We start from the raw sequence: 19,305 nt of genomic DNA, 5'->3' as shown, positions 1-19,305 counted from the left end.
TGTTGCCTCTTTTTTTTTCAGGCCTGGTTTTTTGCGTGCAACAGGCGCTGGTGCTCCGGCCTGGCCACGAAGCGATGCAGCAGCAAACCGCCGCCGCCGCAGATCGCCATCACTACCATCAAGGGCAATGCCGTGCCGTCATGCCACAAGCTCATGCTGATGCCGGAAGTGATGCCGAGCGCGAACTGCAAGGTGCCCATCAGCGCCGACGCCACGCCGGCTTGTTTGCCTTGTTGCGACAAGGCGATCGCTGATGCATTCGGGCTGATGAAGCCATAGCTGGCGAGGAAGCCGAAGAAGCCGATCAGCAGCACTGGCAGGCTGTTGACGCCGCAAGCCACCAGCAGCGCTACCGTCAGGCTCAGGATGGCCGGGATCCACAGCGCGCGGCCGAGAATGGTGTCGAGCGAGTAGCGGCCGACCAGGCGGGCGTTGATCTGTGAAGCGGCGATCAGGCCGAAGGCGTTGGTGCCGAAGACAAAGCCGAAATGCTCGGGCTTGATGCCGTGCAGTTCGATCAGCACGAATGAAGAGCCTGTGATGTAGGCAAACATGCCACCCTGGATCAGGCCGCCGACCAGGCTATAGGCGACGAACTGACGATCCAGCAAGAGCCTGCCGTATTGTTTCAGGGTGCGTCCCAGATGCAGTGGCTCAGCTTTGTGGCGGTCCAGGGTTTCCTGCATGGTGTAGTGGATCGCCAGCAGGCAGAACAGGCCGAAGCCGGCCAGGCCGCCGAAGATCACGCGCCAGCCCCACAGCTTGAGCACGGCGCCGCCGATCAGCGGCGCCAGGATAGGCGCCAGGCCCATCACCAGCATCATCAGCGAGAACGCCTTGGCGGCGCCGGTGGTGCCGAGGCGGTCGCGGATCACGGCGCGACCGATCACCATGCCGGCGCAGCCGCCCAGGCCTTGCAGGAAGCGGAACAGTATCAGCGCGGTGACATCTTGCGACACCATGCAAGCCAGCGAACCCAGCAGGTACAGGGTCATGCCGACATACAGCGGCGGCTTGCGGCCGAAGCGGTCGCTCAGCGGCCCGTAGAACAGCTGGCCGATCGCCAGTCCGACCAGGAAGGCGGCCAGGGTCAGCTGCACCAGGTTGCTGCCGACGCCGAACTGTTGCGCGATGGTGGGGAAGCTCGGCAAGTACATGTCGATCGACAGCGAGCCGATGGCAGTCAGGGCGCCCAGTAAAAGAAGCCAGCCGGGGAGCAGTTTCTCCGGGGCTGAGGTTGCAGGTGTATTTGTCATGGAACGCTTAGGAGGGCGCCAGTTGCCGGCGCCGGGTTAAATATTTGAAGCGGGTGGAATGCGCTGGCAGGAACTGCTGGGAGGCTGCACAAAATAAATGCTTTGGGCGCTCAAGCGAACGTCTATGTTACAGGAACATCGGGTTTTCTGTCGGCGGCGGCTGTTTTGCGCAGCCGCCGCATGCTGCGGCTTATTGCGGTTTATTGTGGCTTATGCTGCCAGGAAATCCAGCAAGGTCATGGCAATCACCTTGGTGGCCTTGCGCAAGTCGTCCAGCGCCAGGTTTTCATCGGCTTGCTTGGCGTTGGATTCCATCAGCGTGCGCGGACCGGCGCCGTACAGCACCACCGGAATGCCATGCTCGCCATACAGCCGGGCATCGGTGTAGAGCGCCGAGCCGTTGGCGGGAATCGCCTCACCGAGAACCGCCAGTGCATTCGCCTGCACGCTGGCCAGCAGCGTTTCATGGCCGGGCAGGGGCCGCAATGCGCGCGCCAGCAGCAGGCGCTTGATTTCGACGCGAATGCCGGGCAAGCCATCGACCGCGGCTTCGATCATGGCGCGCACTTCGGCCTCGACCGCGACCGGATCTTCTTCCGGAATCATGCGGCGGTCCATCTTCAGAACCACTTTGCCCGGCACTACATTGGTGTTGGTGCCGCCGTCGATGCGGCCGACGATCATGGTCGGATGGGTGATGCCGGGAATCGCCGAGCTGATTTTTTTCAGGTCGGGCAGCTTGGCGTAAATCGCCTGCAACACCTTGGTTGCGGCTTGCAAGGCGTCATGGCCGGTTTCCGGCATCGAGCCATGGGTCGCCTTGCCGTGCACCGTGACTTCGAATTGCAGGCAGGCGTTATGGGCGGTGACGACGTTGTAGCTGAAGCCGGGGCCGATCACCAGGTCCGGCTTGGTCAGGCCGTTTTCCAGCAGCCACGCCGGGCCGAGCAAACCGCCGAATTCCTCGTCGTAGGTGAAGTGCAATTCGAGTGCGCCCTTGAGCGGCACGCCCAGCGCTTCCAGCGCCCGCACCGCGAAAATGTAGGTGGCGAAATCGCCTTTGGAAACGGTGGTGGCGCGGCCGTAGATGCGGCCGTTTTCTATTTCACCGCCATACGGCTGTTTGCTCCAGCCCTCGCCTGGCGGCACCACGTCGCCATGGGCGTTGAGCGCTAGAGTCGGACCGGCGCCGGCATATTTGCGGCGGATGATCAGATTAGTGATGCTTTCCATGCCGTAGTCTTTGACGGCGGCTGCCGGCACCGGATGTTTCTCGGCTTGCCAGCCCCAGGCCGTCACCAGCTCCGCCACCGCATCGGCGTGCGGCGCGTTGTTGCCAGGTGGCGTGTCGGTGGGAATGCGGACGATCTTTTGCAGGAACCCGACCTCTTCGTCAAAGTGGCTGTCGATCCAGCTGGCGAGCTGTGCGGATAACGCTGTTGTAGTCATGGCGGCAGGGGAGAGTAGAGGAAGTAGTTGATTCTACGACTTTGGCGCCATGCCGGGGCAAGTCCCCGGCGGTTCACGTAAAACCCGGCGGCTCAGCCGAGATATTCCCGATGATAACGGCGGCCCAGGTCGGTCAGGATTTCGTAGCCGATGCTGCCGGCCAGTTTAGCCACTTCATCGACCGGGCGATGCGGGCCGATCAGTTCGACCAAAGCGCCGGCCTGCAAACGTTCCGCAGCGATACCGGTGACATCGATGGTGATCGAATCCATCGAAACCGTGCCGACCATCGGCGCCGTCTGGCCGTCGATGAAGGCGATGCCGCGGTTGCTCATGCTGCGCAGCCAGCCATCGGCATAGCCGACGCCGACCGTGGCGATTTGTCGTTCTTCGGTAGCGCTGTAGCTGATGCCGTAGCCCACATGGTCGCCACGCTTGATGGTCCGGGTCTGGATGATGCGGCCATGCAGCGCCACCACCGGTTGCAGCGGATTTTCAGCGCCGGCCACCGGCGCGATGCCGTACAGGGCAGCGCCGGGACGCACCAGGTCGAACTGGTAATCGGAACCAAGGAAGATGCCGGAAGAATTGGCCAGGCTGGCGGCGATACGCGGCAGGCGCTGGCGCCAGGTCTTGAAGCGTTGCAGCTGGCTGGCGTTCATCGGATGGCCATGGTGTTCGGCGCAGGCCAGGTGGCTCATCAGGAACAATGGCGGGATGCTTTCCATGAACGCCGGATTGGCCAGCCAGGCTTCCGCTTCGGCCGTCGGCAATCCCATGCGCGACATACCGGTATCGACCTGGAAGATGGCCGGCAGCGGTCGTTGCAGGGTTTGCGCCAGCGCGTGCCAGGCGGCGATCTGCTGCAGGCTGTTGAGCACCGGCGTCAAGCCGTGTGCGATAAGCTCGCGCTCTGTACCCGGCGGCGGACCGTGCAAGACAAAGATGTCGGCGGTGGCCGGCAGATGCGGCCGCAGCGCGATGCCTTCATCCAGGTGGGCGACAAAAAAATGGCGGCAGCCTTCCGCCGCCAGCGCCGGTCCGATCTGGTCGGCGCCGAGGCCGTAGGCGTTGGCCTTGACGGCGGCGGCGCAAGTGGCGCTACCGGCCTGCTGCCGCAACAAGCGATAGTTGCTGCGGACGGCGTTGAGGTCGACGCTCAGAATGGCGCCGGCGTGTGCTGCTTGTGGATTCATCGTGTGCGGCTCAAAAAAACAGTGTGGTTCACAGGTGATGCGCGCCGGTCTGGATCACATCAGTGGGACTTGCGCAAAACTGCCCCAGCGGCGTTACCCTTGCAGGGCGCGCCCAGGCTTGCAAACCTGGGTCGTTTCGCAGGCAGACGACATGTCGTCTGAAACCCCTGCTGCACCCTCCTAGCCGTACGCCGGACTGTCTTGGTCGTCGTGCCTTGCTGGGACAATTTTGCGTAAGTCCTGATCAGGCGTATGCAGGCTCCTCGGTTTGCGAGAAATTCTTGCTGTAGCGCGCTACCGACAAATCGTCCGAAGCAATCGCCGGCCGCTTGCCGGAAATCAGATCCGACAACAGTTGCGCCGAGCCGCAAGACATGGTCCAGCCAAGCGTGCCGTGGCCGGTGTTGAGGAACAGGTTGCGGATATGGGTGGCGCCGACGATCGGCGTGCCGTCCGGCGTCATCGGCCGCAGGCCGGTCCAGAAGCTGGCGTCGGCAGTGTGGCCGGCGCCCGGGAACAGGTCGTTGACCACCATCTCCAGCGTGGCGCGGCGTTTCGGCTTGAGTGTCTTGTTGAAGCCGACAATCTCGGCCATGCCGCCGACCCGGATACGGTCGTCGAAGCGGGTGATGGCGATCTTGTAGGTTTCGTCGAGGATGGTGGAGACCGGCGCCGCTTCGGCATCAATGATCGGCACCGTGATCGAGTAACCCTTGAGCGGGTAGACCGGGATGTCCACCAGCGAACCGAGGAAGCCGGTCGAATAGGTGCCCAGCGCTACGACATAGCTATCGGCTTGCAGATGCTCGGGGCCGCACTGGACGCCGGCGATCTCGCCGTTGGCCAGGGTCAGCGCATCGATCTGCAGGTTGTAGCGAAAACGCACGCCGAGCTCTTCCGCCATCTTGGCGAGCCTGGTGGTGAACATCTGGCAATCGCCGGTTTCATCGTTAGGCAGGCGCAGGGCGCCGCTCAGCTTGTGCTTGACCGCTTCCAGCGCCGGTTCCGCCTGCGCCAGCTGGTCCGGCGTCAGCAGTTCGAACGGCACGCCGCTGTCCTTCAGCACCTGGATATCCTTGGCCGCATCGTCCAGCTGCTGCTGGCTGCGGAAGACTTGCATGGTGCCGAGCTGGCGGCCTTCGTAGGCGATGCCGGTGTCGGCGCGCAGCACCTTGAAACAGTCGCGGCTGTATTCCGCCAGGCGCACCATGCGTTCCTTGTTGACGGCGTAACGGGCCGAGCTGCAGTTGCGCAGCATCTGCCACATCCAGCGCAGCTGGAACAGGGTGCCGTCAGGCGTGATGGAGAGCGGCGCATGTTCTTGCAGCATCCATTTCAAAGCCTTTAGCGGGATGCCGGGTGCGGCCCATGGCGAGGCATAGCCGGGAGAAATCTGACCGGCGTTGGCGAAGCTGGTTTCCTGCGCGGGGCCGGGCAGGCGGTCGATTACCGTCACTTCATGGCCGGCGCGCGCCAGGTAGTAAGCACTGGTGACGCCGACGACGCCGCTGCCAAGGATAAGTACACGCATCTTGAATCTCCGTAACGTTTGTTGCTACGCCTGTTTGTATATTACCGCGCCATGAAAATCCGGCGAGTTGACGATACGGAATGCGTAGTAATGAATTGTTTTTGATTTGTAGTAATAAGCGCTATGCTATTAGCAATATCCCAGCATTTGTTACTGTATAAATCGATATATTTAGTAATTAACACTAAAAATCTGCCAAAAAACGCATCATGAGAATCTACAAGGAATCCAACCGCGCGCTGGACAAGCTGGACCGTCACATTTTGCGCCTGTTGCAACAGGATGGCCGCATGTCGATGAAGGATCTCGGCGAGCAGGTCGGGTTGTCGATCACGCCCTGCATCGAACGGGTCAAGCGGATGGAGCGCGACGGCGTCATCGACGGCTATTACGCGCGCATCAATCCGGCGGCGGTCGGCGCCAAACTGCTGGTATTCGTGGAGATTACGCTGAATCAGAAATCGGCGAACGCCTTCGAACAGTTCCGCCGCGAAGTGCTGCGGATTCCGGAAGTGCTGGAATGCCATCTGGTGTCGGGCGATTTCGACTATCTGATCAAGGCCCGTATCCGCGAAATGGCCGAATACCGCAAGCTGCTGGGCGACATGCTGCTGCAACTGCCCGGTGCGGCGCAGTCAAAGAGCTACGTGGTGATGGAGGAAATCAAGGAGACGCTGGCGTTGTCGATGGAAAGCAAATAGCCGGCTTTATTCGGCCAGGGAGATTTCGATGCGCTCCTTGCCCTTGCCGGTGTTCTTGCGTTTCAGCTTGAGTGCGCCGATTTCCGCAGTGGTGCGGGGATGCGTGCCGCCGCAAGCCATTTTGGCGAATCCCGCCACCTCCCAGTAGCGCCGTTGCGCAGCTTCATCGGTGAAGGCGGTGACGATCGGCAGGTCTGCGCTCGATAGAGCGGCCGCTTCCTTTTCGATCTCGGGAAACAGCACGGCAATACTGCCTTCATGGGCAAAGTCGACGCGCGCCTTGTCGACGGAGATATGGGCGCCGATGCGTTCGATGCCCGGCCGCAGCCGGTACACCAGTTGCAAGACCATTTCGGCGGCGAAGTGCAGCCGCATCAGGCGATAGCGGCGTTCCCAGTCGATGACGATTTCCACTTCGCTGCCGGCTTGCAAATCGTGTCCGGCGGGAAGTGTATAGACGATATCCAGGCCTTCTTTTTCCGCAGACAAGACGTTGTGGCCCGCAATGGCGCCGGCGTCGCTTTCCTGGCCGCCGGAGAAGGCGAAGAAAATGGTTTCCTGAAGGCGGATGCGATCATTGTCCACCGTCGCGACCGTGGTCTTAAGCGTGGTGCGATAGGGATCTTGCCAAAAAATCTTGTCTACCATGGCCGGTTGGAGTGATGGGAAGTACGATCAGGATAAATCTGTTCGCAAAATCAAGCATGGATATTTTTATCAAATCGGCCCTGGAGATATAAACAAAGGGCGAGCTCAACGCCCGCCCTTTGTTGCTATTCCGGTCTAGATCCGGCCATCCCGGAAATCCTGGATCGCCTGCTCCACCTGCTCGCGGGTGTTCATCACGAACGGTCCCCACTGCGCAATGGGCTCATTCAGCGGTTTGCCTGCGATCAGCAGGAAGCGGCTGTTGCCCTGCGCCTGCACGCTGACGCCATCGGCTTGCCCGTCATTGCTCAGGATCGCCATGCGGCCGGCCGGCGCGTTGCGGTGATCGGCACCGATATCCAGCGCGCCCTCGAAGACATACAGGAAGGCGTTATGCGTCGCCGGGATCGGCAAGTCCAGCTGCTGACCGGCTTCCAGCTGGACGTCGAGATAGAGCGGCTCGGTTTGCGGCCTTTGCACCGCCCCGGCGGTGCCGAAGGCTGAACCGGCGATCACCTTTACCTTGACTCCGGGCTGCGGAGAAATTTGCGGAATCTCGGCGGTTTGCAGGTCCCGATAGCTGGGCGCGACCATCTTGTCGCCCGAGGCCAGGTTGAGCCACAGCTGGAAGCCGCTCATCAGGCCGTCTTCCTGTTCCGGCAATTCGGAATGCACCAGGCCGCTGCCCGCTGTCATCCATTGCACGCCGCCGGCTTGCAGCAAGCCTTCGTTGCCGGCGTTGTCGCGATGGCGCATGCGGCCTGCCAGCATGTAGGTGACGGTTTCGAAACCACGGTGCGGATGGTCGGGAAAGCCGGCCATATAGTCTTCCGGCTTGTCCGAATGGAAGTTGTCCAGCATCAGGAACGGATCAAGCCGGCGCTGTAAATCATTGGTCAAGACCCGCACCAGGCTGACGCCGGCGCCATCCTGGGTGGCGACGCCGGTTACCAGGCGTTCGAGTTCGCGATTGAAGTTCATACTGTGCTCCGTTCCTTGATGAGTTTGTCCGGTGTTTATTTCAGGTGTTTACTTTTTTGCGCTGTTGTCGGTTGCCGCCAGCATCAACAGGGCGCCGATGATCGAGATGTTTTTCAGGAAATTATTCAACTGGTTTTGGAAATTGGCTGGATCGGCTTCCCAGAAGCGATGCGCAGTCAGCGTCGCGCCAACCGTGAACAACGCCACGATGATGGCGATCGGACGCACATTCCAGCCGCTCATGATGGCCAGGCCGCCGCCGACTTCGACCACGATGGTGGCGGCCACTGCGAACGTTGCGAACGGCACGCCGAGACTGGCCATGTAGCCCACGACGCCGGAAAAAGCGGTGATTTTCAGGATGCCGGAGATGAAGAACAGCGAAGCCAGCAGGACGCGGCCGATGCGGTATGGAGTAACCAAGAGGGTTGCCGAAGTTTGCATGATGAGTCCGATCTATAGATAAGTAGTGATAAAAACAGGCTTGTAAGGTCAATCAACGTTTGCTGTTCCACCGGATATCGGCTACTGATTGCAGCGAACAAGGCCATAGTAATCCTCTTGGGTTCGGCAAGATATTGATTATCTTGCGATAATCAATATCTAATTATTAGATAGTGTTGAGCCGCCATGAATATCGAACGACTGTCCTTGGATCAATTGCGGGTATTCGCCCAGGTCGCCACTAGCGGCAGTTTCCTTGCGGCGGCGCGCGCCCTGAGCCGGGCCCAGTCGGCAGTCAGCTATGCGATCAGTACCCTGGAAGGGCAGTTGGGCGTGCCCTTGTTCGACCGCAGCAGCTACCGGCCGCAACTGACCGCCGCCGGCATCGAATTGTTGCGCGATGCGCGCCAGGTGCTGGGGCAGGTCGACGCCATGCAAGCACGGGCGGCGGCCTATTCGCTTGGGCAGGAGCTGGAAATTACGCTGGCGTTCGACGTCTTCTTCCCGACCACGGCGCTGGTGGCCCTGCTGCGCGACTTTCGCGCGGAGTTTCCAGGCGTCACTGTGCGGCTGGAAATCGAAGCGCTGGGCGCTGTCGCCGAGCGGGTGATCGACGGCGAGGCGATGCTGGGCGTACTCGGCACCTTGCCGATCATCCCGCCCAACCTGCTGCACGTCAGTTTGCCGAGCGTGCTGTTGGTGGGAGTGGTGTCGCCGGCCCATGCGCTGGCGCAGATCAAGGGCCGCATTCCCAATCATGTGCTGGAGCGGCAGGTGCAGCTGGTGTTGAGCGACCGCAGCGCGCTGACCGCCAACCAGGATTTCTCGGTGCATTCCTCGCTGGCCTGGCGCATGAGCGATCTCGGCACCAAGCACGCTTTGCTGCGGGCCGCCATGGGTTGGGGCTATATGCCGCAGCACGTGGTGGCAGACGACCTGTCGAACGGCAAGCTGGTCACCATCGCCACCGCGGCTCATCCACCGGAAGGTGCCGCGCTGCCGATGCAATGCGTCTACCGGCCGGATCGCCAGGTCGGCCCGGCGCTGACCTGGTGGCTGGATGCATTGGCAAAACTGACGACTTTCGATCCGGCCTGAACACGGCTGTTGTCAGGCGGCGAATGCGGTTGCGCCAAAATGCGTCGTCCGGCACAATGGCGGTCAAGTAATGGGAGATGGCATGCCTCCCCGAACCGCTGCATAAGCAGACGATAAGCAGACGATGATGCCTACGAGTTCCCGGATGGGATTTGTAGGTGCGCGCGTTTCGATTTGCGATGCCTTGCCATCCGGGATTGAGTCCTTCAAATCTTTTGTCCCTGATGATGAAAAAAACAAACTATCCCGAACAGCTGTTGATGCTGGTGTATCTCGTGCGCTGGCTGATCCTGGCCTCGCTGGTTGGCGCCCTGGCCGGCCTGGCGTCAGCGTTGCTGCTGCTGTCGCTGGAGTGGGCCACCGATACCCGCAATGCCCACCGCTGGTTGCTGTGGCTGTTGCCGCTGGCCGGCTTGGCGGTAGGCCTGATCTATCATTTCCTCGGCAAATCGGTTGAGGGCGGCAACAACCTCTTGATTGATGAAATCCACGACCCCCAGCGCATCGTGCCGAAACGCATGGCGCCGCTGATTTTCCTGGGCACCGTGATTACCCATCTGTTCGGCGGCTCGGCCGGCCGCGAGGGAACTGCGGTACAAATGGGCGGCGCCCTGGCCGATGTCCTCACCCGCATCACGCGTCTGGGGCCGGAAGAGCGCCGCATCCTGCTGATGGCGGGGATCAGCGCCGGTTTCGCTTCGGTGTTCGGGACGCCGCTGGCGGGCGCAGTGTTCGGCCTGGAGGTGCTGGCCATCGGGCGTTTGCGCTACGACGCCATCTTGCCTTGCTTTATCGCCGCCATCATCAGTGATCAGATCCCGGCCCTGCTGGGCGTGCACCATACGCATTACGCGATTCCCTTCGTGCCGCATTTCGGTCTCGGGATTTTTGTCGCGACGCTGTTGGCCGGTATCGTCTTCGGCCTGGTCGGCCTGCTGTTCGCGCAGGCGACGCACGGCTTGTCGCGCCTGATCAAGCGCCTGATCAAATTTCCGCCGTTGCGGCCGTTCACCGGTGGTGTCGCCGTGCTGTTGCTGGCGATGCTGCCGGCGACCGATAAATATCTGGGTTTGGGGATTCCGACCATCGTCGAAGCATTCGAGAAGCCGCTGCCGGTGTATGACTTCGCCGGCAAGATCGTCTTCACGGTGGTGACGCTGGCGTCCGGTTTCAAGGGCGGCGAGGTGACGCCGCTGTTCTATATCGGCGCGACCCTGGGCAATGCGCTGGCGCAGGTTTTGTCCATGCCGATTCCGGTGCTCGCCGGCTTGGGTTTTGTTGCGGTATTTGCGGGAGCCGCCAATACGCCGATTGCTTCGACCATCATGGCGATAGAATTGTTCGGGCCGGAAATCGGCGTGCTGGCCGGGATTGCCTGCGTGGTCAGCTACCTGTTTTCCGGCCACACCGGGATTTATCACGCACAACGCATCGGCCAAGCCAAGCGCTTGAAGATTCCCGAGGAAGAGATCAAATAGCGGCCATCCGGCTGAAAATCAGCCGAACTTGCGCACCGCATCCAGCGCCAGGCCGGCGCCGATGCTGCCGAACAGATCGCCTTCCACCGCTTTGGCCGACGGCACCAAGGCAGCGATCTTGTGACGCAACAACTGCACGCCGCTGGAGCCACCGGTAAAGAACACCGTATCGACCTGGGCCGGCGTCACGCCGGCATCGCGCAACAGGTTGGTGACGGTATCTTCGACGCTGGTCACCAGATGGGTGATGCTGGCGTTGAATTGTTCACGGGTGAGGTGCAAGGTCTCGCCAGGCGCGATGCGGTCCAGGCTGAGCTGTACCGTCTCGGCGTCGGACAGGCCGATCTTGCCCTGTTCCACCTGCAAGGCCAGCCAATGGCCGGCGCGTTGCTCGACCAGGTCCAGCAAGCGGCCGAATTTCTCGCGTTCGACGGTTTCACGCTGCACATCCTTCAACTGTAGCCAGGCCTTGCGCGTATAAATCTGGTTGATGGTGTGCCACGTCGCCAGGTTGAAGTAATAGCTGGACGGCACTTCGCTATTGTTGTGCAGTCGCGTGCCCAACCCTAGCATCGGCATCACGCTCGACAAACTCAGGTACTTATCGAAATCGGTGCCGCCGATATGCACGCCGCCGGTGGCCAGGATATCGTCGCGGCGCTCGCTGTTGGCGGCCCGTTGCGGTGACAGACGCACCAGCGAAAAGTCCGAGGTGCCGCCGCCGATATCGGCGATCAGCACCAGTTCTTCGCGGTCTATGGTGGATTCGTAATCGAAGGCGGCGGCGATCGGCTCATACTGGAAATCGATATGCTCGAAGCCGACCGAACGGGCGATTTCTTCCAAGGTATCTTCCGCCCGCTGGTCCGCCGCCGGATTGTCGTCGACGAAAAACACCGGCCGGCCCAGCACCACGCTCTTGAATTCCCTGCCGGCCGCGCTTTCGGCACGCTGCTTGAGTTCAGCGATGAAATGGGTCAGCAAGGCGCGGAACGGCAACGCCCGGCCGCCGACTTCGGTCTGGGCGTCGATCAGGCTGGAGCCGAGCAGGCTCTTGAGCGAACGCATCAAGCGTCCTTCGTAGCCGGCCAGGTAGGCGCTCAATGCGGCGCGGCCGAAACTGAAGGCGTCGTCTTCCGCATTGAAGAACACTACCGACGGCAACGTGACCTTGCCGTCTTCCAGCGGCAGCAAAGCGTTATCTTGTCCGGGCCTGCTCCAGCCAACCGTGGAATTAGACGTGCCGAAATCCACGCCACAAGCATTTGACATCGCCATACCTCGCATACAAAATTGGTCGGCAATGGTATACCAAACGGTTTGGCTGCGCAGTGGAAATGCAGCAGGTGTTGGAAATTTGCAAATCGGCGAACGGGTAAGTTGGCTGATGGCAACGTTGCTAATAACATTACCAGCGTGAGAAGTGTTCCTCAGTCACGCCCACCAGATGCTCCACCGGCCGCGGCGCGGCATTGCGCTCCGGCTTGACCCAGCCGCTGAAGCTGCCGATCGGCTGGATATAGCGGGTGGCGGCGATCAGCAGATTCTTGTTCTCGCGGCGCGCGCCCTCCGGCATGAATTGCAGGTCGAGCAAGCCGTCGTCGGTATGGATATGCCAGGGCGCCAGCGGCGCCGCCGGGTCGTATTCGAAGAGCACATTGCCAAGTGCATGCAGCCGACCGTCCAGCCACAGCACGTTTTCCTGCTGGCCGAAATAACCGGCCTGCAGGTTGAAACCGATCTCAAGGCCGTGGGCCGAAGCCCAGCGCCATTCGGTATTGCGTGCCAGCAAGCCGTTCGAATAGTCGACACTGGCGACGCCATCTTGCAAATCGAAACGCTGTGCACCGACCCGTACCTCACCGCTGAGCGGCATGCCGGGCGACTTCTGGGTCGCATGCACCGAACCGTTGACAATCGGGCCAACCGCCAGCAGCGGCGGCGCGGCGTCGCTGTCATCGAATTCGGCTTCGATGCTGAACTGCCGGCTTTGCAGGCTGAGCAGATACCTGCCGCCTTGCGTGTTGCCCGGTGGCTGATAGACGATACGGTTGCCGCCACAGCTGAAACGGCTGGCGCCGCCGGGCTGATCGCTGACCTGCGCGCTTAGGCCCGGGATGCCGTCTTGCGAAAAACCGGCGATCTGCTTGCCTTGTAAACGGTCGAACACATAAGCGAAGGCGGTATTGGTCCAGCCGACGTCGACAATTGCAATCCCGCAAAACAGTTGTGGCGTCGACAGCGCGACATATTGCCAGCGCTTGTGATGGAAACGCCGCCACAGGCTGCCGCGCGCAAAGGGCGCGACCAGGGTAGCCCAGTCGATGGCGCCGGTCTGGCCGGCGTAGCGGCCCATGCGCGGCTGGCCGGCTTCGTCGATCACATTGACGGGGGCGGCAGGCAGGTTTTGCAGGATTGTCCGGGAAGATGTCATGGCAGTTGACGCCGCATGGCAATGCTGGGCTGATGAGTAGGGCAAAGCAATGGCATGACGTCTCCAGATAGTTATTTTTGGCAATCTTTGATTGCATTATGGAAATGGATGTTACGGATAGCCTCGTCTCCTGTCTACTGTCTAAGCTACCTGCCGAGAGCCTGAGCCTTTACAATGGCGAGTTAGGCCAAACCGGCGGGAACGCTGTTCGCGGTCAAGCGCGATATATTCTCTTTTTTGCAACTTTTGCAGGCATGCCGATTGTTTTTTGAACCAGACCGATTAAATTTCTTCAGGCCCTTGGCCGGCAAACACCGCGGCGTGGTGGTGGCATGCGTACGTGCGCTGTATGAGCGCTTGCACGGGCCCAGCGCCGATTACGGCCAGAACCTGACGCGCGACGGCTTGCGCGACCTGCTGCTACCGGTGGTGCAGGAGTCGCGCCAGATCATGCTGCAGCAAGAAGAGGCCGCAGCCGAGCTGGCCCTCGCCGACGACGATTTCATCCCGCCCGGCGCCGACGACCAGCAAAGCAGCGGCGCGTTGCTGCGCACTTTGCTGCGCGATGGCTGGCTGGAAACCTTTGGCGACCGTGCCGGCCTGGTGACCGCCTATCGTTTCTCCCGCGCCGGCAAATTATTCGCCGAGGCGTTCTGGGCCATCGACCGCCGCAGCGCCCGCACCCGCCAGCGCAATGTGCGCAGCTGCCGCAACGCGCTCAACGCCGCGCTACGCAATGTCGATGCCTACGACCTGATCGATGCCTACGATTACGCCGAAAAGGTGATCAGCGACTTGTCGGAAGGCGTTGACTACTTCCAGGAACTGGTGCGCCGTCTGATGCTGGAAGCTTCGCAAACGCCATGGGACGGTTTCATGGAATTCCTCGACCGGTTTGAAAAAGAATTCAAGAAGCAGCTCACCGCCGACAGCATCGAGCGTCATCGCCAGGCGATCCGCGATGTCATCGCCCGTTTGCACAGCCTGGAGGAAGACAAGGCGCGGGCGCTGGAAGACCAGCTCAACGATATCGCGCGCTGGGCCAGTCAGGAGCGGCAAGGTCCTTCGACTTTGGACTGGATGCTGGATCGCATCGAGGAAATGGTCGAGGCCGCTTGCACCACCAAGCACCCGGAGCTGATCAAGGCCATGAGCGTCTACATGCAGCGCGCCGCCAGCATCGTGCAGCAGGCGCTGATGCTGCGTGGCGGCCAGACCCGCCAGGCCTATAGTGTGGCCATCAGCAAGACTGCCAAGCTGAGCGGCGCGGCGCAAGACGCTTTGCTGGAACGGATCGGCGCAGCGATTGCACCGGCCGAAATCCGTTTGCTGGATCCGGCCAGCTTCAAATTGCGCAGCGCTTCACAGCGGCGCAAGGCGCTGACCGTCACCGCGCAACCCAAGGTGACGCGCGACTCGCGGCTGGCGGCCGCCATGTGTCGCGCCGAGGCCGATGCCTTCGCGCTGTCCAATGACGATATCGTGCATCGTATCCGCGCCGAGCTGCACTTGCGCGATCGGCCGATCCGCCTGTCGACCCTGCCGGTGGCCACCACCACCGACGTCCTCAACAATATGCAGATAGTAGAAGCCGTGCGCGGTGCCCGCGACGAGCGGCTGACCGTACAGAAATTGCCGAGCAAGCTCTGGAACGAGTTCTATGCCGGCGACGACTACCAGATCGAGATGAAAAATGACTCTGAATGAAACCCTGAATGAGCAATTGGCGCAGCACGCCTTGTCGCTGGAGCGCTTCCGCGAGATTGCCGGCCGCCTGTTCGCCGCCGGCATCGTGATCCGCGAAGAGGATGGCGTCGAGCAGCGCTTGTATGATGATGCACGGCGTATCGAAGCCACCTTGCAGGATTATTTCCAGCTCGCAGGTTTTCGTCTTGAACATAATCTGAAGGGCGAGTTTTTCCGCCTGTATGCGCCGGGGGCCGAAGTGCCGGGCATGCCGGAAGACGGCCTGGAACCGGTGCCGGGTTTGCGCGCCCGGCTGTCGCCGGATTTTGTCGCTGCCGCGCTGGCGCTGCGTTTCCAGTATCAGCAGGGTTTATCGGAGGGCGGCAACCGGCTCACCGATTCAGGCGAAGTGCTGACTCGTTTTGAAGAGTTGTCGGCCACCTTGCAGACGCAATTGAAACGGGCGCTGCCGCCGACCAGCGTCGAGCGCCAGCGTTTACTGAACGATCTCAAGCGGCACCGCCTGATCCGGCTGGCGGCCAATTTCTCGATGGACGACGAAGACGCCTTGCTGGCGATCCGGCCGACCATTCTCGGCATCATCAGCGACGACATGCTGGAAGCCGCGCTGGAATCCGAACCGTTGGCGGCCACCGAGTCAGCCAATGACGAGCAAGCCAGTCTGGAGATCTCGGCCGCGGTCGCGGAAGAAGAAAGCATTGAAGGAAACCTCGAATGAAGCTGGACAAACTGATCCTGGTGAACTGGGGCGCGCTGCGCTCGCAGGAATACCCGATGGGCAATATGACCTTGTTGACCGGCCCCACCGGCTCCGGCAAATCGACTATGCTGGATGCCTTGCAAACCGTGATGACCGCGGTCTACCAGAATATTTTCAGCTACAACCCGGGGCAGGATGAAACAACCCAAGGCGCGCGCAACGGCAAGACCAAGCGCACCTTGTGGTCCTACGTAGTTGGCGCCGAAGACAACCTGTTCGCTCGCCCTAACGGCGCGCATGGCTATATCGCCGCTGTATTCAAACCGAGCGAGGGCGAGGAAGGGCGCGAGTTCACTGCGCTGGTCGCCGCTTCGGCGCGGGTCGACGGCGCCGGAGAACGACGCCAGGCGGTATCGGAAAAGCTGGCGCTGCTGATTATCGACGGCGTCGCGCTGCAGCTGGGCGATCTGACTTCGACGGAAATCGACGGCGGCATGGCGGTGGTGGCGGTGGAAAAGATCGAACATCACTTGGCTGGAAAATACCGCGGCGTCACCAACTTCCGCGACAGCAAGCGAGAATATCTTTGTCAGCTTTATGGTCGTTTCCGCGGCCAGAAAACCGTGTCCTTCGCCGAAGCAGAAAGCGCCGCCCGCGCCTGGAGCCAGTCGATCGCGCACAAGCCGATCGGCAGCGTCGACGATCTGGTCAAGCATCAGATTCTGGAACTCGACACCACGCAGCTATCGCAACGCATCGGCCAGATCAGCAAGCTGATGCGCCAAGTGAACGAATTGCGCAAGGAAGGCGAGCGCCTCAGCGATAACGTCAAACGTCTGGAAAAGCTTGGCAATGCGGTTGGCGAGACCGCCCGCGCGCATCAGTCGGCCAGCCAGTCGCAGCTGTTGGCATCGTCGCTGGCCTTGCGCGAGGACCAGCGCCAATTGGAAGCCGCGACTGCGGCGATCGAGGGTTTGCAAGCGTTGATCGAGGAGGAAAGCGACAGCGCCGACAAGCTGGAGCAGGATCGCAACGCCAAGAATCGCAGCCTGACGCAGATCCACGCGCAGATGATGGGGATTCCCGCCGCCGAGCAAAAAACCCGGATTCAAAACCAGATCGAACAATGCGACGGCAAGATCAAGGCGGTCTTCAATTCCCTGCAACACAACGCGCAGACTGCCCAGCAACTGGATACGGCGGCGCGCAGCGTGGCCGGCATGCAGATTCCGCCGGAGCAAAAGGAAATCGCCGACGCTGCGCGCCAGGTGGTGCTGGCGCTGGCTGCCGTCGGTACGCTGGATATCGCCACGCACCTGCGCAGCGTCAATCAACTGGCCAAGGCCGAACAGGTCGACATCCTGAAATCGCTGATGCTGGTCAACGACTTTGAAGGCGTCGATGCGGCCCTGGTGAAATTGCATGGCGCGCTGGCCGGCACTGAAAAAAGCTTCGTATCGGCTCTGCACACCCAGATCGCGCAGCTGCGCGCCAGCGAACATGAAGCCTTGCGGCGCGAGAAAGACGCCGCTTCACGCAAAGCCAACCTGGCCGAAGGCGGCGCCGATTATCCACCGCATATCCGTCACGCCCTGAAGGAATTCCGTTCCGAACTGGGCGCGGCGCGGGCACAAGTATTGTGCGATCTGGTGGAACCGGTGTCGGCCGAATGGCAAGCCGCGATTGAGGGTTATCTGGGCGGCGCGCGTTTCAACCTGGTGGTGGACCAGGCTTGGGAAGGCAAGGCGATCGACTTCGTGCGCCAGAAAAAATTGCGCGCCAATGTGATCCAGGGCAGCTTCTGCCTGAAAAACCTGAAAGTCGAACGAACCGCCGACGATTCGATCATTCACGAACTCAGCACTGAACACCCGATCGCCCACGCCTACCTGCACGACCAGTTCGGCCAGGTGGTCAAGGTTGCCGATACCGAAGCGCTGCGCCACACGTCGCGCGGCCTGACCAAGGATGGCAAGGGCAGCGGTTCACGCACCATGTTTACCGCCGATACCGACATGCTGGTATTCGGCCAGGAAGCCAAGCGCCTGGCCAAGCAGCGCGCCGAACAGGAACATGCGCAAGCCGAGCAAGAGTTGACGCAGATACGTGCGCAGTTGCGCGAGTTGCAGGGAGCGCTGGCTTTGATGGGGCAGTTGCAATGTCCGTCGTTTGCCGCCATTGCCGATCTGGAAAGCCTGGCGCGTCAGCTCGATGCGGCGCGCCAGGATCTGGACCGGCTCGACCTGACTCAGGTCAGCAAGCTGGAAGACGAAGCGCAGGCGCTAGGCGTTGAAATCGCCGCGCTGGAAACGCGCAAGACCGCTTGCAGCAAAAATGTCGGCGGCCATGAGAAATCCATCCAGAGCCATCAGGCGGCGATCACCCGTCTGCATTTCGGCATGGGCGGCAAGCAAAGCCGCGTCGACGCCGATACCGAGCGTCTGCGCGACCTGTGCGTCGTCAATGGCAGCCTGTCTTTTACTGCCGTCACCGACGAAGTGGCGAACTGGGTCAACGATGGCAGTTATTCGCAATCCCAAGCATCGAACAATGTCGGCAAGCAGACCGCGCTCAGCTGGCAGCTATATGGCGACGCGCGCAACGCGCTGGGCGAATATCATGCCCACGCTCGCATCGACGAGCGTTTCGAAACGGCGCAAGGCGAAGATTTGCGCGACGGCGATTTCGCGCCGCTGTATGCCATGATGGTGATGCTGCAAGAACGCACCCGCGCACAACTGACGCGGCAGAAGGACATCGGTCTGATCAAGAACCTGGAGCAGTTGCGCACCGCCGAGTCGTCCTTCAATGACGTCTTCACCAAACAGTTCTGCTACGAAATCCGCAATGCCGTCGATACCGGTGTGCGCACCTTGAAGACGCTGAATACCGAACTCGACAAGCTCAAATTCGGTACCGATAAATTCCGCATCGACTGGTCGGAATGGGTCCCGGAATTCAAAGCCTATTACGACTTCTTCTGCGCCACCTCGGAAATGGCGGACGCGCAGGAAACCAGCAGCAGCCTGTTTGCCGACCCGGTCCTCAGCGCCGACAACTGCGTGGTGCGCGACCGCCTGGTGCAACTACTGTTGTCGGACGATGAAGACAAAGCTGTCAAGGAATTACAGCGCGTCGCCGACTACCGTAATTACCGCCGCTACGAAATCTACAAGGAATCCGACACCGGCTCGCACGTGCGCCTGTCCGAGTGGGGCACCGGTTCCGGCGGCCAGCTGGAAACGCCGGCCTACATCATCCACGCCGCCGTGGTGACCAACCGCCTCAAGCGCTTTGAGAAGGGCAACAGCCTGCATCTGCTGGTCAACGACGAATCGTTCGCCAAGATGGACGAAGGGCGCGCCCGCGATGTCTTGAAATTCTTGCGCGACAATCTCGGCATGCAACTGATTTGCGCGATGCCGACCAAGCACGCCGGTGCGATCAAGCCGGAATTCTCACGTGAATGGAGTTTCAGCCGTACCGTCGCCGACGGCAATGGCGAAGTCGGCTTTGTTTCTGAATCCGACGAACGCGAACTGCGCTCGGACAAATTGCGCGAGTTATGGGAATTGCGGCGCGCCCAGGTGCGCGAGCAGGCGCAGATGAATTTTGAGGCCGCGGAGCAGGCCGCGGCCTGAGCAAGTAGTGTTTTGCGGCTTGATGTACGATGAGTTTTTTC

15 protein-coding genes and 1 riboswitch are annotated in these 19,305 nt (G+C 61.1%); of the genes, 6 read left to right on the top strand and 9 right to left on the bottom strand.

All coding sequences use genetic code 11. The features are described from left to right. Nucleotides 1–17: 17 nt before the first annotated feature. The 4 genes from ABI171_RS04325 to ABI171_RS04310 form a co-directional block, all read right to left on the bottom strand. Nucleotides 18–1,256: a Bcr/CflA family multidrug efflux MFS transporter gene (locus ABI171_RS04325; protein ID WP_348091373.1), complete on the bottom strand. Its 1,239-nt coding sequence runs from the start codon at nucleotides 1,254–1,256 to the stop codon at nucleotides 18–20. Between the two features lie 210 nt (nucleotides 1,257–1,466). Further along, complete coding sequence (locus tag ABI171_RS04320) at nucleotides 1,467–2,705, bottom strand: ArgE/DapE family deacylase (protein WP_348091372.1); 1,239 nt, start codon at nucleotides 2,703–2,705, stop codon at nucleotides 1,467–1,469. Between the two features lie 92 nt (nucleotides 2,706–2,797). Further along, nucleotides 2,798–3,901, bottom strand: coding sequence for an alanine racemase (gene alr, locus ABI171_RS04315; RefSeq protein WP_348091371.1), 1,104 nt, complete (start codon nucleotides 3,899–3,901; stop codon nucleotides 2,798–2,800). Nucleotides 3,902–4,145: 244 nt separating this feature from the next. Then, nucleotides 4,146–5,432 carry a D-amino acid dehydrogenase gene (locus ABI171_RS04310; protein ID WP_348091370.1) on the bottom strand — a complete coding sequence of 429 codons (1,287 nt, stop codon included), beginning with the start codon at nucleotides 5,430–5,432 and terminating at the stop codon, nucleotides 4,146–4,148. 209 nt (nucleotides 5,433–5,641) lie between these two features. Between ABI171_RS04310 and ABI171_RS04305 the strand changes: the two genes are divergently transcribed. Then, nucleotides 5,642–6,133 (top strand): Lrp/AsnC ligand binding domain-containing protein, encoded by a 492-nt coding sequence (locus tag ABI171_RS04305; RefSeq protein WP_348091369.1) that lies wholly within the window; start codon nucleotides 5,642–5,644, stop codon nucleotides 6,131–6,133. Between the two features lie 6 nt (nucleotides 6,134–6,139). On the opposite strand, the gene ABI171_RS04300 is transcribed toward ABI171_RS04305, so the two are convergent. The 3 genes from ABI171_RS04300 to ABI171_RS04290 all read right to left on the bottom strand — a co-directional run bounded on the left by ABI171_RS04300 (nucleotide 6,140) and on the right by ABI171_RS04290 (nucleotide 8,206). Then, the gene (locus tag ABI171_RS04300) at nucleotides 6,140–6,781 is read right to left on the bottom strand and encodes an alanyl-tRNA editing protein (protein WP_348091368.1); all 642 of its coding nucleotides are present in this window, start codon (nucleotides 6,779–6,781) and stop codon (nucleotides 6,140–6,142) included. 135 nt (nucleotides 6,782–6,916) lie between these two features. Beyond that, nucleotides 6,917–7,762: a pirin family protein gene (locus ABI171_RS04295; protein WP_348091367.1), complete on the bottom strand. Its 846-nt coding sequence runs from the start codon at nucleotides 7,760–7,762 to the stop codon at nucleotides 6,917–6,919. Nucleotides 7,763–7,810: 48 nt separating this feature from the next. After that, nucleotides 7,811–8,206 (bottom strand): DoxX family protein, encoded by a 396-nt coding sequence (locus ABI171_RS04290; RefSeq protein WP_348091366.1) that lies wholly within the window; start codon nucleotides 8,204–8,206, stop codon nucleotides 7,811–7,813. A 186-nt stretch (nucleotides 8,207–8,392) separates the two neighbouring features. Between ABI171_RS04290 and ABI171_RS04285 the strand changes: the two genes are divergently transcribed. Both ABI171_RS04285 and ABI171_RS04280 read left to right on the top strand, forming a co-directional pair. Further along, nucleotides 8,393–9,304, top strand: coding sequence for a LysR family transcriptional regulator (locus ABI171_RS04285; protein WP_348091365.1), 912 nt, complete (start codon nucleotides 8,393–8,395; stop codon nucleotides 9,302–9,304). 64 nt (nucleotides 9,305–9,368) lie between these two features. Next, nucleotides 9,369–9,445, top strand: a riboswitch (Fluoride riboswitch). Nucleotides 9,446–9,531: 86 nt separating this feature from the next. After that, a complete protein-coding gene (locus tag ABI171_RS04280) occupies nucleotides 9,532–10,782 on the top strand; it encodes a voltage-gated chloride channel family protein (protein ID WP_348091489.1) in 1,251 nt (416 codons plus the stop codon). A gap of 18 nt (nucleotides 10,783–10,800) precedes the next feature. Here the strand turns inward: ABI171_RS04280 and ABI171_RS04275 are convergent, their stop codons facing one another. Then, a complete protein-coding gene (locus ABI171_RS04275; protein WP_348091364.1) occupies nucleotides 10,801–12,054 on the bottom strand; it encodes an Hsp70 family protein in 1,254 nt (417 codons plus the stop codon). Between the two features lie 136 nt (nucleotides 12,055–12,190). After that, nucleotides 12,191–13,216 carry a DUF2804 domain-containing protein gene (locus ABI171_RS04270; RefSeq protein ID WP_348091363.1) on the bottom strand — a complete coding sequence of 342 codons (1,026 nt, stop codon included), beginning with the start codon at nucleotides 13,214–13,216 and terminating at the stop codon, nucleotides 12,191–12,193. A gap of 300 nt (nucleotides 13,217–13,516) precedes the next feature. Between ABI171_RS04270 and ABI171_RS04265 the strand changes: the two genes are divergently transcribed. From ABI171_RS04265 to ABI171_RS04255, 3 genes are read left to right on the top strand one after another with little or no spacing between them, the layout of a single operon-like run. Further along, on the top strand, nucleotides 13,517–14,923 hold the full coding sequence (locus ABI171_RS04265; RefSeq protein ID WP_348091362.1) for a Wadjet anti-phage system protein JetA family protein: 1,407 nt from the start codon (nucleotides 13,517–13,519) through the stop codon (nucleotides 14,921–14,923). Next, nucleotides 14,910–15,641 carry a DUF4194 domain-containing protein gene (locus ABI171_RS04260; protein ID WP_348091361.1) on the top strand — a complete coding sequence of 244 codons (732 nt, stop codon included), beginning with the start codon at nucleotides 14,910–14,912 and terminating at the stop codon, nucleotides 15,639–15,641. Before ABI171_RS04265 ends, ABI171_RS04260 begins: the two co-directional genes overlap by 14 nt. After that, a complete protein-coding gene (locus ABI171_RS04255; RefSeq protein ID WP_348091360.1) occupies nucleotides 15,638–19,264 on the top strand; it encodes an SbcC/MukB-like Walker B domain-containing protein in 3,627 nt (1,208 codons plus the stop codon). The genes ABI171_RS04260 and ABI171_RS04255 overlap by 4 nt, the downstream gene beginning before the upstream one ends. The last annotated feature ends 41 nt before the right edge of the window (nucleotides 19,265–19,305 follow it).

It is taken from the genome of Collimonas sp. (genome assembly GCF_039923675.1).
Classification (GTDB): Bacteria; Pseudomonadota; Gammaproteobacteria; order Burkholderiales; family Burkholderiaceae_D; genus Collimonas.
This window is presented reverse-complemented; position numbering and strand designations above follow the sequence as displayed.